The following is a 15,253-nucleotide window of genomic DNA, read 5'->3' as shown; positions in this document are numbered from 1 at the left end:
GAGAAAATGTTTAACTATACCTTGGGTCTTGTATATAATCTTGCTTCACAATTTTGATGATTTCTATACTTAAGAAGCCAAACTCTTCAACCACCTTACCATACATTCTATAAATACCTTTTCCTTTTAGTCTATATTTTTCTTGTACAGGAGGAAATAATACGGTATCGAATACGTCTCCATACTGATCTAAAAATGTACCAAACGACATTCGCTTCCCGTTATGAGTTCTTGTATTTTTCATAGCAATAAGGTATCCGTAGATGTCAATTTTTTTATTTAGATACTCCTTTAATTGAAGCGCACGATTTTTATTTGCTGGGGGGATGCCAATATGGGATAATATCCGCATATGGGAAAACCAAAGGATTCTATTTGTTCAAAAGCCATTTCTAGTGATGATGTAGTTAATTCGGGTAATTCATATTTAGTCCTTTTTTCATGAAATAAGAGTTGTTGGTTGGTATATGGAGTAGGTGTATGGTTGAGTTTGAAATGAGCTTCCCATAACAATTCGTGTTTGTTTTTTTGTGTGAACCTAAAAGCGTCAATTTTAATAAGAATACTCATTTGTTCGATACCAATAGGTACACGATCAATAAAATCGTCTAAACTAGAGTAGGGGCCATTCTCATTTCGATCCATCAAGATAATTTCTATTGTTTTATGATCCAGGTCTCTTAAAATCATTAGCCCTAGGAAAATCGTTTTTCCTTTTAATATATGTTCGTAACTACTAGTATTTATACAAGGAGTCAACACGATGGCTCCTAGCTGCATTGCTTCATGCAGATATACTTCTGGGCGATAGAATCCACCACCATTATTCAGTGTAGCAACCAAATATTCTATTGGGAAATAGGCTTTTAAAAACAGACTTTGGTAGCTTTCTACAGCATATGATGCCGAGTGACCTTTTGGGAAAGCGTATCCTGCAAAACTAGAGACCTGATTCCATATTTCGAAAATTAGAGATTCTGCATACCCTTCGGCTCTACAATTGGAGATAAACTTGTCTTGAACCTCTTTAAACTCTTTTCTGGATCTAAATTTTCCACTCATTCCTCGTCGCAACACATCAGCTTCATCAAGAGTAAGTTTTGCAAAAAAATGGGCCACTTTGATCACATCTTCCTGATATACCATAATGCCATAAGTATCTTCCATTAGATCCAGCATGATGGGGTGAGAGTTTTTTCTTCTTTCTACATCATGTTCCCGTAGGATATACTCTCGCATCATTCCGCTTTTTGCTACTCCAGGGCGTATGATAGAACTGGCAGCAACCAAACCTAGATAATTATCGGTTTTTAACTTGCTTAATAGCATCCGCATTGCTGGGGACTCTACATAAAAACAAGCTAAGCATTTGGCCTCTTTTATTAGTTTATTAATATTAGGATCTTCTTTAAATCTTTGGATATCATGAATATCAAAATCCGCCTTTTTGGGTTGATTATACGCTATAATTTTGATCGCTTCTTTGATCTTTGCTAATCCGCGTTGGCCTAGAATATCATATTTGTATAAACCAAGGTCTTCGGCAATAATCATATCGAATTGTACAGTAGGAAATCCTTTTGGAGGTAAATCGGTAGCAGAGTAATAGTGCAATGGTTGTTCGCTGATTAAGATGCCGCTGGCATGAATACTGATGTAATTTGGCATGCCCTGGATGAGCTGACTATAGATAACTACCAGTTTATGGATATGATCCAGACTATTGTAGTTGTAATCCCCTTCACTAAGTTTATCAATCTCAAATTTGGGCAATCCAAATACTTTTCCGATTTCTCGTACGGCTCCCTTATAATGAAAGGTAACATAGGCTCCTAGTAATGCTACATTTTTGAATTCTTCAAAAATAAATCGTGTAACATCTTGTCGATCCCTCCATGAAAAATCTACGTCAAAATCAGGAGGACTGGTACGATGTGTATTGATAAATCGCTCAAAATAAAGATCTAATTCGATAGGATCTACATCGGTAATACGCAATAGGTAAGCTACGATACTGTTGGCCCCACTACCACGTCCTACATAATAATACCCTTGTTCTCGCGCATAATTAATAATCCTCCAGTTGATCAAAAAATAAGAAACAAAGTTCATTTTGATGATAAGAGTTAATTCTTTCTCGAGGCGATCAGTAACATCTTGTGTAACTATTTTGTATCGATATGGGAGACCTTCTTGACAGAGTTTTCGTAATAGCTTGTTGTCTTCTTCTATCGTCCCTGTATATGTCTTTTGGTTGAGGGAGGGGTTGTTTTTTGAAAAATCAAAATCTATAGTACATTCTTTGAGAAGATGTTCAGTATTGTGATTGATGAAATCAAATTCTGAAAAATGTTCCTTTATGGTATTTGCAGGAATCATCTGTTCAGAAAAAGAAGCTTGTTGTTCTGTAGGTAGGCGACTGAGTAAAATATTGTTATCTATGGCTCGAAGTAAACGATGCGTATTGAAGTCTTTTTTATTCCTGAAGGTAACAGGTTGAAGAACGACTAGTTTTTCTTTGAGGTGTACATATTTTGAAAATCGGAGTTTTGGGATTTCTTTGATAGAAACACCAATAAATTCGTTGGATTCAAATTCGGTTTTATGTATTGCAATTACTTGTTCTAGTGGATAGATAACAAACGCATGCTTGAAATGAGGTGCCAGAACGGGTAAATCAATTTTTTGGTGAGCATGAAATGATAAGAAATCATTGAGCTCTTTGTATCCTTCATTATTTTTGGCTAATGCTACATATAATGGTTGGTGGTTATTTCTGAAGTCGATACCAACGATGGGTTTTATTGCATACTCTCTTGCTTTTCTTACGAAGTTTAGGCAAGCCGAAGTGTTGTTGATATCTGTTAAGGCTAGAGACTCTACATGGTTTTTTTTAGCCAATTCTAATAGCTCTATTTCGGAAAAAGTTCCGTAGCGTAAACTGTAATATGAATGGCAATTGAGATACATTACCGATACTATTTTGACTATTGTTTTCTATGGGCCAATACAACAGGAGGTTGCCCATTAAAAGGATTGTGCATTCTCCCGATAGTAGAAGCCCCCATAGCAGCCGCCCTGATGACACTTCGATCCCCGTATCGAATTCTTATGTCATCAAGGGCTTGATATAAATTGAGCTGCTTTTCATTGTCCTCAAAAAGATTAATCTGATAATTACCACTGACTAGATGGCTAAATCGAATCCCTATTAATCGTACCAATAATCGTTTTTGGTACAACTTTTCAAACAGTTCCAAAATTTTAGGTATAAGAATATGGTCTGCGCTGGTGTATGGTATTTTGAGTTGTTTGGAATAGGTGTTAAAATCAGAATATCTCACTTTTACAGCAATGCATGCTGTAAGCTTATCTCCTCTTCGCAATTGAAAAGCTAGATTTTCGGTCATTGCGATCAGGATGTTTTTAAGTTTATGTATATCGATGGTATCTCTATCAAAAGTTCGTTCTGTAGAAATTGATTTGCGTTCAGAAAACCCGATAACAGGAGTGTTATCGATACCATTAGCTCGTTTCCAGATGGTAAGGCCATTAACTCCCAAAACACCTTTCATTACATCTGCAGGCATTTCCTGTACTGTTTTTACATAGCGAACACCAAGATTTCGTAATGTATGATAGGTTTTATCTCCTACCATTGGGATTTTTTTAATAGATAATGGAGCGAGGAAAGGTTTTTCGGTCCCGAAATCGATCTTTAACTGGTTATTGGGTTTGGCTTCATTGGTTGCCACTTTGGAAACTACTTTATTGACAGATAAACCAAATGATATGGGTAAACCAGTTTCAGCAATTACCTTTTGGCGTAATTCTGTAGCGTATTGATAGGCTCCAAAAAATTTATCCATTCCCGAGAGATCAGCATAAAACTCATCGATACTTGATTTTTCAAATACCGGAACTTTTTCTTTAATGATCTCTGTAACTACATCAGAGTATTTACTGTAGGTTCCCGCATTGCCTTTTATCACTACTGCTTCTGGGCATAACTCTTTTGCAATTTTCATCGACATTCCTGAGTGTACTCCATACGACCTTGTTTCGTAACTGCATGCGGCTACAACACCACGATCACTTGTACCACCTACTAACAAAGGTTTACTTTGAAGGGAAGTATCTATGAGCCGTTCTACCGACACATAAAAGGTATCTAAATCGAGATGTAATATGGTTCTCAAAACATTGTATTTGGAATAATTCCAAAATTATGGAAATTTTCCAAATATATTGAGATTATGCCTGATTTTTTATTAACATCGTAGCATAAAAAAACGACACCCAGATGACCGGATGTCGTTTTGTAAAAATTTTATTTTGGGGCTACAAAATAAAATTCAGCATTTGTTATCGTTAGTTCTCCAGGTTATAGCTAGCAAACTGTTGCATCGCTGTTTGGGTCAATTCTTTTGCTCTATTTACATAGAATGACTTTGTATCGTCTAAAGATTCATTCTTTAATTCGTTTTCGCTTCTTAGATAGTCTGATTGTGTTTCGAAACTAGATTTTTCGTTTAATACAACACTTAATTCTTGTAAAGCGCTCTCTAACTTCTTAAGTGCAGTTTCGGCTTTAGTCTTCACAATCGCTTGTTCTTTCAACTCAGCAGCACGCTTTGCTTCCAACTCAGCTTTCATTCTATTCTGCTCAGCAATTTGAGCTTCTAGTTTTTGTTGTTCTAATTCTAACTCACGACGTTGTGCTTCAAGCTCTTGCTGTTTTGCAGCCATTTCACTTTTCATCTCTGCAATTTCATTTTCCTCTTCTTCGATAGAAGCCTCATCTGCATATGCATAATCACCTGCATTAGCCTGACAAGTAGTCAATATATCTAATAATTTTGGACTAGCGTCTTTTGCTCTTTTTGCAAAATATCTACTACGCTCGTAAGTATCCTGCTCCAAAGCACTTTGCATATCTACTCTTGCTTGATATGCAATTTCGTTTGCAGCCTTACATCCGCATTCTTCAGCTAATGCTTCTACTTTTTCGAATGCCTCAATAGCTTTGTCTGCATACTCTTGAGTGTGATATACATTATTTGCACCGTGCGCTTTTTTACTATGCGAATATGCATAACTAGCGGCTGTTAGTGCATCATCATATATTTCCTGTGCATTAATCTGAAAAATAAAAAAAGATAAAAATAAGGGAAGTGCAATTTTCTTCTTCATAATGGGGGCTTTTAAATCACAAAGCAATTATACAATATTTTTTAGGTAACATCCAAAAAAATCCGTCATTAATCGATAAAATGCGCACTTTATCTTGAATTTTACGGGTAAACCACATTTTTAGTGAAAAATATCCTACTGTTTTGGTAAGAATAGGGGGATTTAATAACATCGGACTGTTCTTAACAACGCAGATATTTCGGTAATATTTTAAAAAATGCATAAAAAATAAATTTTCTATTCTCTTGGTTTATCTTGTAAGTTAATTGTGTATCTTACGTCTATAAATTTTATGAAAAGACAAATAATAGCATCAATTAATCATAACCTTGGCAGAGCGATTGCTTTGTTAGACGTAATAGACTCCAAAACCTATCAAGATACTTCTATCGGTCCTTACTATTCTAGTATTGGTTCTCATATTAGACATACGCTAGATTTTTTTGATTGTATCATTAGTGGATTAGACACCAATGACATTGATCTTACAGCCAGAAAGCGCGATGAAGTTATCTCTACAGATAAGGACGCTGCAAAAGATCATATCTATAAAATTCAGGAGACATTGACTTCGTATACCGATGTAAATACAGATTACCTAATCCATGTTACAGATAATATGGGGCAAGGAAAAATTACTGTTAATTATACGCTGGAGAGTATTTTGGCTCATGCCAATAGTCATGCTATCCACCATTATGCTACTATAGGATATATGCTAGAACAATTGGGAGTGTCTATTAAAATTCCTGGTTTTGGTTATAACCCTACCACACCTGTAAATAAAAGAGAAGGTATTTAATTGTAATTGATATTCCGGCTATTTCTTACCGAAAAGGGATTCCATGATGGTTCGAAGCCCTTTAAATGCCATAAAAATTGCAAAACCAGCACCAAGTAGCCCAAGGATTAGTATAGGAATATACCAGGGATGATCTTGATTTTTGAAAGCAGAATGGATAATTACCGGGCTTATAAACATAAAAAGCAATGCCATAGCCATGCGTTGTATTCCTTTTCCTAATAATTGTTTATCGGTTCTTTTAGGCTCCATAGTTTGTGATTGCATTACGAACACTTCCGTGTAGTTCTAATAATTCTGCTGCGGTTTCTTTGTCAATATTTAACTCTTCCATAATCATTCTGGTTCCTCTATCTACCAGTTTGTTGTTGCTAAGTTGCATGTCGACCATTTTATTGCCTTTTACTCTTCCTAATTGGATCATGGTAGCAGTAGAAATCATGTTTAGTACCAGCTTTTGCGCAGTACCGGCTTTCATACGAGAACTTCCGGTTACGAATTCTGGACCGACTGTTACTGCTACGGGATGCTGAGCGGTAGTAGCTAATGGGCTTCCTTGATTACAAGTGATGCATCCTGTACTAATATTGTTTTCATTACATTGTTGCAATGCCCCGATAACATAGGGTGTAGTCCCAGAAGCAGCAATACCGATTACCACATCTTTTTCTGAAATGTTATATTTCTTGAGGTCTTCCCATCCTTGATCTGTACTATCTTCTGCAAACTCTACTGCTTTTCTGATCGCCTGATCTCCTCCAGCAATTAATCCAATTACCAGATCATGAGAAACCCCAAAAGTAGGAGGGCACTCGCTGGCATCTACAATACCTAATCTTCCGCTGGTACCTGCCCCCATATAAAAAAGTCGCCCCCCATCTTTTAGTCTGTCAACGACTACAGAAATCAATGTTTCTATTTGAGGAATTGCTTTTTGAACCGCTAGGGGTACAGATTGATCTTCTTTATTAATATTGGTTAACAATTCATTAATGCTCATTTTTTCTAAATGATCATAATGAGAAGATTGCTCGGTAATTTTTGTAAAGGTCATGGTACAAAAATACTGATTTTTGAGTTGAGAAAAATAGATCTCAACAGGACTATTTGGGATTACTTTGCTTCGATAGTAAATTCAGAACGGTTAGCTTCAGAAAGATTAAAGTACCCTAGAGGGTAATTATCTGGATTTGTTGTGTTTAGGATATTTCCTCGTAATACCGCTGGAGGCGTTTGAAATGGGTTCCCTCCATCCTGTTCGCTTTGTTCGATAAGTAAAGAAGAGTAATTAAAATAGCGTTCGTCTATTCCTAATATTTTGATAGTTACATCTTGTCCTGCAACCATATCTTCGTAGAAATAAGAGAAATTAAACGATTCTCCCTGGTAAAAACGGTCTTCACTGGGTAGAAATAGGCTAAAATCAAAATCGAAAAGATAAAAATCATCTCGTGATCCATCATCCGTAAAGAAAATAATCACTTCTGTCTCATCTCCATCAAAAAGTGTGGCATCTCCTTGTACAATATTGTCGATAGGAACACTAGGTACCAGTTCTGTAGTCGCAATATAAGTTTCGTTGTCATGAACTACTGTAAGTGTATACGAAGTCCCGAATTCTGGAACAAAAACTCCAGCCGGGAGATAAAGCCCTTCTGTCGCTTCAAAAAAATTGATTACCGAATCATCACTATTATTAGTTACAAAAACGGTAGCATCACTTACTGTGGGGACGTCATCATCAAAGAAAGGAGCAGATAAAGTGAGTCGAATTCCGCCTTCTACATCGATTTGGGGTTCGTTAAGATATACTTCAAAAGAAGCATCAATAACCAGTCTGGGTTCCCCGGTAGGAAGATCAACATCTATCACATCTTCACAACTGGTAAACAGAATAACAAGCAATAAAAGATATTGTAAATTTTTCATGCTCTAGAATTTAAAATTATAAGTCACTGCAGGAATGATTCCAAAAATCGATGTCCTAATCGCTTCATTGGCAAAGGTGTCTTGATTTCTACTAAAAGCAATCGAAGCAGCATTTCGTCGGTTATATAAATTGTAAATGCTAAATACCCATTCTCCCTGCCATTTTCTACTTTGATTCTTTCTAGGTGTAAGTGTCGCAGAGATATCTATACGATGATACTCTGGTAATCGTTCGCTGTTTCGAAGTCCATCGAATACAGGTACAGATAAGCCCTGAAATTCGAATTGCCCTGTTGGGAAATTTGTGGGCTGACCGGTTTGAAATACAAAATTAGCTCCAAATTTCCATTTTTCGTTCAGCTCATAACTCCCGTTGAAGGATATGTCATGCGTCTTGTCATATGGAGTGTTATACCACTCTCCATTATTAATCCCTGGCTCTAACGGAGTTCTTCCGGGTGTTCTTTGTTCTGATTTTGATAAAGTGTAGGCTAACCAGCCTTTAAATTTACCTTCGTTCTTTCTCAACAAAAATTCCAATCCATACGCTCTGGCCTCACCATTCAAAATATCTTGTTCGATGGCATTGTTGGCAATAAGCTCGGCACCATCAATATAATCTATTCTGTTTTCGATCTCTTTATAGAAAACTTCGGTTTCTACAGAATACTCATTGTCTTTGATGTTTTTAAAAAAACCAAAGGCATATTGATTCAATAATTGTGGTTTGATGTATCTGCCACTAGGTGTCCATACATCCAGCGGAGTAGGAGAGTTGGTATTTGATAATAGATGTAAATATTGTGCTAATCGGTTATAACTTGCCTTGATAGAGGTGTTTTCGTTAAAGGCGTACGCCAGTGCTATTCTAGGTTCCAGATTGGTGAAGTTTTCGATTTGATCACTTCGGTTAAAACTTTCTGTTCCTATAGGTTCTGCAGATTCATAGATCTGTAGTTCTTGGTTAAAAAGCAGCGGATTATCATTTTCGTAAACGTTTAATTCGTTTTGCCCTAGTCTAATAAAATTACTGATTCGTAATCCGTATTGCAGCGTCAGCTTATTAGAAATTCGATGTTCGGCATCGATATAAGCTCCAAATTCGTTGGCATATTTATCGATCAGTTTTTCCCGGATAATACCAGATTCTTCACTATCAGGTTTTATTTCTCCAGGATTAAATCTGTAGTAAATGTTGTTGATACCATAATTCAACTGAAAATTATCACTCAAATAATGTTTCAGATCGTATTTTACATTAAAATTTCGTATCCCCGAATCCCATTCGAAACCAACAAAGTCTAATTCTAACCCATAGAAATAATCCGAATAGATCAAAGAGAGGTTAGAAAACAATTTGTCCGAAAACAGATGATTCCAACGGAGGTTAAGCACGGTGTTGCCATATATATTTTCGAAACTTTCAGAAATGCCAAATACATCTCTACCAAAATAACCAGATAGATATAGGTTATTGTTTTCGTTAAGCTTGTAATTGAGCTTGGTATTCAAATCAAAGAAATAGGCAACATTATCATTATCGAACAAAGGAAGAAAAAGATGCGCATACGATGCTCTACCTCCAACCAAAAAAGCACCACGATCTTTCACAATAGGTCCTTCTGCCAATAATCTACTAGAAACAGCACCTAAGCCTCCACTAGTCTTGAATTTTTTGCTATTTCCTTCTTTTTGATATATATCCAATACGGAAGAAACGCGACCACCATAACGGGCAGGGATTCCTCCTTTGTACAGTTTGATATCTTTGATAGCGTCTGGATTAAAAACAGAGAAAAAGCCAAAAAGGTGAGAGGAGTTAAAAATGGTAGCTTCATCTAATAAGATTAGATTTTGATCGGCAGCGCCCCCTCGTACATTAAAACCCGAAGCTCCTTCGCCACCACTTGTTACACCGGGTAAAAGAATGATGGACTTGATGACATCGGCTTCTCCCAAAACCACAGGAATTTGCTTTATGGTATTGGCCGAAAGCTTGTTGATGCTCATCTGAGGATTTCTAATATTTAGTTTTTCGGTTTTTTCGGTAATCACAACTTCCTCCAACATTTCTGAGGATTCCGATAACTGAAAATTAAGTTTCATATCCTCATTTAACACAACTTCTTGTACAATGTCTTTAAACCCAAGATAGCTTACCTGAACCGTATATGTGCCTTCGGTAAGTGTAATAGAATAAAAACCATATTCGTTGGTAACGACACCATTCCCAATTTCTGGAAAAATGACGTTGACTCCGATCAAGGTTTCGTTACTTGATGCTTCGGAAATTGTGCCACTGATGGTGAATTTCTCTTGACTAAATATTGAAAAATGTAATGTACAAATGGCCAAAAGGCTCAATAAAATGTTCTTTTTCAAAAGCAATATTTTTAAAATTTGTACGGTTAGGAAGGTAATTAAATATATGCTAAAGTATCCAAAATTAATAAATAATAACCCTTCGTTATTGAGTACATATCCTAAATAAATGTTATTTATCCGCAGGAATATACCAATAAGAAGAGTGTATCAACTAATTGTTACTTTAAAGAATTGTAAAATTATGTGGTTGAATTATTATGATTGTGTTTGCCCATAGGGCACACTTAACCACAACCTGTATGGTTACATTGTTTAATTAAGATTCCCAGCAAAAGCTAATGGGTATCCATTCTGAGGAGTGTATAAAATTACTACTTCTGGATTGATCACCGGGATGGCATTTAAGATATACCTTGTCGTCTTCTGCAAATACATAGGCACTATTAATTTTGTTGGTTCGTATTTTGTTTTTTTTCATCCGGGGCTTATTAAAAGGTTTTCACCTATCAATGTAACATCAATTACTGTGCCTAAAATTAAAAGTAGCTTTTGATTACGTTATTTTACGGAATTGAAAAGGTTGTTTTTTTAATTTTAAATAACTGAAAAACAAGTGTTTGGTTTTGGTTTGTTGTTTTTTTAGTATTTGCTGTATTTCTTATGCTTTTTAGATTCTATACCCTATTCCGATTTTCAAAATATTCACATTAGTGTTGAAAGTGGTATCAGGTACATCATCGTTTGTACTTAGCTTTACAAAATCACATTGTAACTGAATAAAGAACTTTTTGAAAACATCATAAGCTATCCCTGCATTTAGGTTGATTCCGCCTTCGGTTTCACTGGTGTCAACTGGAGCTATGCTAGATCCACCAGAAGCATCAAAAAACATGATGGTATATCCAACTCCAAGAGAAGGGTGCAATTTTTGAAGAGATGGGATGTCAAGTTCTCCAAAGATTCTAGGTTGTACTGCATATGCGGTGATATCGATATTTTGAAAGTTATCGTTGATGAATAGACTTCCATTTAAAGAAGCTCCAATTTTGATAAATTTTATGTTGGCAAATCTGTAATCTATACCCAGATCGATGATTCCATCATAATTCTCTCCTATAAAATTCTGATCGATAGGTAAAGGGTAATTCAATTCTAAACTAATTTTAGAGTCTTGAGAAAAAGATGTACTTGCAAAGATTAAAAGCAGGGCGAATAATAGGTGACGTTTCATAATATTTAAGATGTTACAATGTTAGTTTTGATGATCGTGTAATTGTTTTTTGTATCTATTTTTTCCTAAGTTGAAAACTCCAATTTTGGCGCCTAGCCCTATTGAGGTTCCATTAATGTTATCCAGTACTGTGGGTACAGGATCAATAGGGGTAGAGAATCGGTATTTGATACCTCCTTCTAACTGGATGTATTTATTGAGGTTATAGAGAACGTTTATTCCTGGTTCTAATACTCCCATCATATCTGTGCTTTTTGTAAAATCGCCAGAACCGTTAATATATCCGATCCCTAGTAATACGGGTATAGATAATTTGACCTTCTTATTATTGAAGAATACATTCTCCACATGAAGTCCTCCGTAAATACCTCGTAGGTCAAAATCTCCACCGGATGTTTTATCAATTTCTGTTAATCCAGAAAAAAGTGTTCTCACTGCTATTCCCAGTTCCATTTTCTGATTGGCTACATACGCCACTTTTATTCCAAAAATGGAGACGTTATTTTTCCCGTCAATTTTTCCATAGGCAACATCAAAACCCAGATAAACACCGTGAAGAATGTTTTTTCGATCGTTAAATTCTATATAGCCTTGTGATTCTTTTTTTGTGAGTATCCGGTGAAGTTGTATGCTATACAGCATAACAACAATAGTTTTGTTGAGGTTTTCATAGATGACGTTTAGTGTTACAGGTATAGACAACTCACTTTTGTAGGGGTTGCATAAAACGCCAAATATTTTTATTTCCTAAATGCCTATAAATTAAAAAAGGCTTGTAAAATCTAAATTTTACAAGCCTTTTTGTTGAAAATAAAACTTTTCTATCCTATAATGTTGTTCAAAGTTTCACTTGGACGCATCGCATTGGATACTTTTGACACGTTTGGCCAATAATATCCTCCCATATCCACAGCACTTCCTTGAGCGTCATTCAATTCATTGATGATGGTGGTTTCATTATCGGCTAGAGCTTTTGCGATGGCTTCAAACTCATTTTTTAAGTCTGCATCTTTGTCTTGTGCAGCTAGCGCTTGTGCCCAGTACAATGCCAAATAATAATGGCTTCCTCTATTATCAAGCTCGTTGACTTTTCTGGAAGGGGATTTTTTATTATCCAGGAACTTGATGGTAGCTTCGTCTAAAGCTTCTGCAATTACCAAAGCTTTTGGATTGTTGTTTACCTCTCCTAAATGCTCCAGAGAAACGGCTAGGGCTAAGAATTCACCTAAAGAATCCCATCGTAAATGTCCTTCTTTGTTAAACTGTTGTACGTGTTTTGGAGCTGATCCTCCCGCACCAGTTTCAAAAAGTCCACCACCATTCATTAGAGGTACAATAGAAAGCATCTTTGCGCTTGTTCCTAACTCTAGGATAGGGAATAAATCTGTATTGTAATCTCTTAATACGTTTCCAGTTACCGAGATGGTATCTTTCCCTTCTTTGATACGCTCTAGAGAGAAACGTGTAGCTTCTACTGGCGACATAATTCTAATGTCTAAACCGGTGGTATCGTGAGCTGGTAAATAGGCATTTACTTTTTTGATCAATTGCGCATCGTGAGCTCTGTTTGGATCCAACCAGAAAACCGCTGGAGTATCAGTAGCTTTTGCTCTATTCACTGCAAGCTTTACCCAATCCTTGATAGGAGCATCTTTGGTCTGACACATACGCCAGATATCTCCTTGTTCTACGGTGTGCTCGATTAAGGTGTTGCCAGAGGCATCTACAACTCTTACGGTTCCATTACCTGCAATTTCAAATGTTTTATCATGAGAACCATACTCTTCAGCTTTCTTTGCCATCAATCCAACATTTGGAACAGTACCCATAGTCACAGGGTCAAAAGCGCCATTCTTTTTACAGAAATCGATAGTTTCTTGATAAATACCTGCATAACTACTGTCTGGAATCACTGCTTTGGTGTCTTGAGTATCTCCATTTGCATCCCACATTTGACCAGAGTTACGGATCATCGCTGGCATCGATGCATCAATAATCACATCACTTGGTACATGAAGGTTGGTAATTCCTTGATCAGAATTTACCATCGCTAATTTTGGTCCATTTTCGTAACAAGCTTTGATATCTGCTTCTACTTCTGCTCGCTTAGCATCAGGAAGTCTTTTAAGCTTATTGATTAAATCACCAAAACCATTATTGACTTCTACGCCTATTTCTTCAAGAGCTTCTGCGTGTTTGCTAAAGACATCTTTAAAAAGATCTCTACCGCATGGCCAAAAATAATTGGATCAGATACTTTCATCATAGTAGCTTTCATATGTAATGAAAACAACACATTTTTATCTTTGGCATCTGCTATTTGTTCTTCGAGGAAAGCGATAAGTGCTTTTTTGCTCATTACGGTTGCATCAATCACTTCACCTTCTAGTAATGGTGTTTTTTCTTTTAAAACGGTAACACTTCCACTATCATCTACAAACTCAATTCGTACATCACCAGCTTCATCAACGGTTAATGATTTCTCATTAGATCTGAAATCACCACTAGACATGGTAGCTACATGAGTCTTAGAATCAGCGCTCCATGCCCCCATAGAATGAGGATTTTTTCTAGCATATTGCTTCACTGGTTTAGGAGCTCTTCGGTCAGAATTTCCTTCTCTTAGTACCGGATTAACGGCACTACCTTTTATTTTGTCGTATCTTGATTTGATATCCTTTTCGGTATCGTTTTCTGGTTCTTCTGGATAATTTGGGAGATCAAATCCTTGTAATTGTAATTCTGCGATTGCTGCTTTTAACTGTGGTATTGAAGCACTGATATTTGGAAGTTTGATGATATTAGCTTCAGGTTTTTGAGCAAGCTCTCCCAACTCGGCAAGTGCATCAGCCTGTTTTTGCTTATCTGATAGTTTTTCAGGAAAATTGGCTAAGATACGTGCGGCAAGAGATATGTCTTTGGTTTCAATATCTATGTTGGCCGATTTTGTGAATTTTTTGACGATTGGTAGAAAAGAATAAGTAGCTAAAGCTGGTGCTTCGTCAGTTTTGGTATAAACAATCTTTGAGGTGTTAACTCCCATATTTCTTGTTTTTTCAGGATATCAGGTTGCAGTGTTGGAACCCATGATATCGAATTAAATTATGATGTTGTTTTTATAATGGAAATAATTAGTCGTTTGCTTTTGCGATGACAAACAAAGTGTTCAAAAAAAGATCAATGTTTTGTTTGATCGGACTTATCAAATTTTTTCCGTGCGCGAAGATACAAATCTACTCATCCATATGCAACCTGAGGGATGTTAGTTTTGAGTTAAAGGATGCGTATTGTAGAATACTAAAAATAAAGAGAGTATATTAGGAAGAAGGGGAGAAAAGCATGTCAAAATTAGGATTTTGACAAAAAATAAAAAGCCATATCAAGAATACGAATATTTTGATATGGCTTCATTGGAAATACTACTACAATGTTAGCTGTTTTACCCGCAATAAAATAAAAACTTTCGTTTTTTATACCATAGTGTCCTATTTCCGGTTTGAATAGACTTAAACTTGTCAAATCGTAATTTGTATAATTTACTTCTATTCATACGACTAATTCGAATGCTTTAAATCGCTGTACGATTTTCCTATATTCATCCGAGAAGTCTAATGCCGTTTTAAATTAAAAAGGTGTCAAAACTTAATTTTTTCTTTTGAATTTCATTTTGAAATGATTTCAAAGTAAAGCCCTTTAAAGTTATTTCAAGGATGTACTCAAAAAAATAACTTTCGTCTTATATTTATTTTAATTTAATCAGGTCTTAAGATGTT

Annotated in this window: 12 protein-coding genes and 1 pseudogene; 1 reads left to right on the top strand and 12 read right to left on the bottom strand. The window is 36.0% G+C overall.

Annotated features, from left to right (window positions below; all coding sequences use genetic code 11):
* Positions 1-10 precede the first annotated feature (10 nt).
* The 4 genes from AC0L3Q_RS16870 to AC0L3Q_RS16855 form a co-directional block, all read right to left on the bottom strand.
* Positions 11-244, bottom strand: coding sequence for a hypothetical protein (locus AC0L3Q_RS16870; RefSeq protein ID WP_473281234.1), 234 nt, complete (start codon positions 242-244; stop codon positions 11-13).
* 47 nt (positions 245-291) lie between these two features.
* On the bottom strand, positions 292-2,970 hold the full coding sequence (locus AC0L3Q_RS16865; RefSeq protein WP_473281233.1) for a DNA polymerase III subunit alpha: 2,679 nt from the start codon (positions 2,968-2,970) through the stop codon (positions 292-294).
* A 17-nt stretch (positions 2,971-2,987) separates the two neighbouring features.
* A complete protein-coding gene (locus AC0L3Q_RS16860; protein ID WP_473281231.1) occupies positions 2,988-4,199 on the bottom strand; it encodes a DNA polymerase Y family protein in 1,212 nt (403 codons plus the stop codon).
* A gap of 172 nt (positions 4,200-4,371) precedes the next feature.
* Positions 4,372-5,193 (bottom strand): hypothetical protein, encoded by an 822-nt coding sequence (locus AC0L3Q_RS16855; RefSeq protein WP_473281229.1) that lies wholly within the window; start codon positions 5,191-5,193, stop codon positions 4,372-4,374.
* A 292-nt stretch (positions 5,194-5,485) separates the two neighbouring features.
* Between AC0L3Q_RS16855 and AC0L3Q_RS16850 the strand changes: the two genes are divergently transcribed.
* Entirely contained in the window at positions 5,486-5,995 is a 510-nt protein-coding gene (locus AC0L3Q_RS16850; protein WP_073316226.1) for a DinB family protein, read from the top strand.
* A gap of 18 nt (positions 5,996-6,013) precedes the next feature.
* Here the strand turns inward: AC0L3Q_RS16850 and AC0L3Q_RS16845 are convergent, their stop codons facing one another.
* The 8 genes and pseudogenes from AC0L3Q_RS16845 to AC0L3Q_RS16810 all read right to left on the bottom strand — a co-directional run bounded on the left by AC0L3Q_RS16845 (position 6,014) and on the right by AC0L3Q_RS16810 (position 14,523).
* The gene (locus AC0L3Q_RS16845; protein ID WP_073316227.1) at positions 6,014-6,247 is read right to left on the bottom strand and encodes a DUF6095 family protein; all 234 of its coding nucleotides are present in this window, start codon (positions 6,245-6,247) and stop codon (positions 6,014-6,016) included.
* Complete coding sequence (murQ, locus tag AC0L3Q_RS16840; RefSeq protein WP_473281226.1) at positions 6,237-7,049, bottom strand: N-acetylmuramic acid 6-phosphate etherase; 813 nt, start codon at positions 7,047-7,049, stop codon at positions 6,237-6,239. The genes AC0L3Q_RS16845 and murQ overlap by 11 nt, the downstream gene beginning before the upstream one ends.
* A gap of 59 nt (positions 7,050-7,108) precedes the next feature.
* Entirely contained in the window at positions 7,109-7,924 is an 816-nt protein-coding gene (locus AC0L3Q_RS16835) for a DUF4249 family protein (protein ID WP_473281224.1), read from the bottom strand.
* Positions 7,925-7,927: 3 nt separating this feature from the next.
* Positions 7,928-10,306, bottom strand: coding sequence for a TonB-dependent receptor (locus AC0L3Q_RS16830; protein WP_473281222.1), 2,379 nt, complete (start codon positions 10,304-10,306; stop codon positions 7,928-7,930).
* 259 nt (positions 10,307-10,565) lie between these two features.
* Entirely contained in the window at positions 10,566-10,727 is a 162-nt protein-coding gene (locus tag AC0L3Q_RS16825; protein ID WP_170864595.1) for a hypothetical protein, read from the bottom strand.
* A gap of 189 nt (positions 10,728-10,916) precedes the next feature.
* Entirely contained in the window at positions 10,917-11,480 is a 564-nt protein-coding gene (locus AC0L3Q_RS16820; RefSeq protein WP_473281220.1) for an outer membrane beta-barrel protein, read from the bottom strand.
* Between the two features lie 21 nt (positions 11,481-11,501).
* A complete protein-coding gene (locus tag AC0L3Q_RS16815; protein WP_473281218.1) occupies positions 11,502-12,122 on the bottom strand; it encodes a hypothetical protein in 621 nt (206 codons plus the stop codon).
* 179 nt (positions 12,123-12,301) lie between these two features.
* Positions 12,302-14,523, bottom strand: a pseudogene (locus AC0L3Q_RS16810) (NADP-dependent isocitrate dehydrogenase).
* Between the last annotated feature and the right edge of the window lie 730 nt (positions 14,524-15,253).

Source organism: Aquimarina sp. KJ22-3, assembly GCF_055808215.1.
This window is presented reverse-complemented; position numbering and strand designations above follow the sequence as displayed.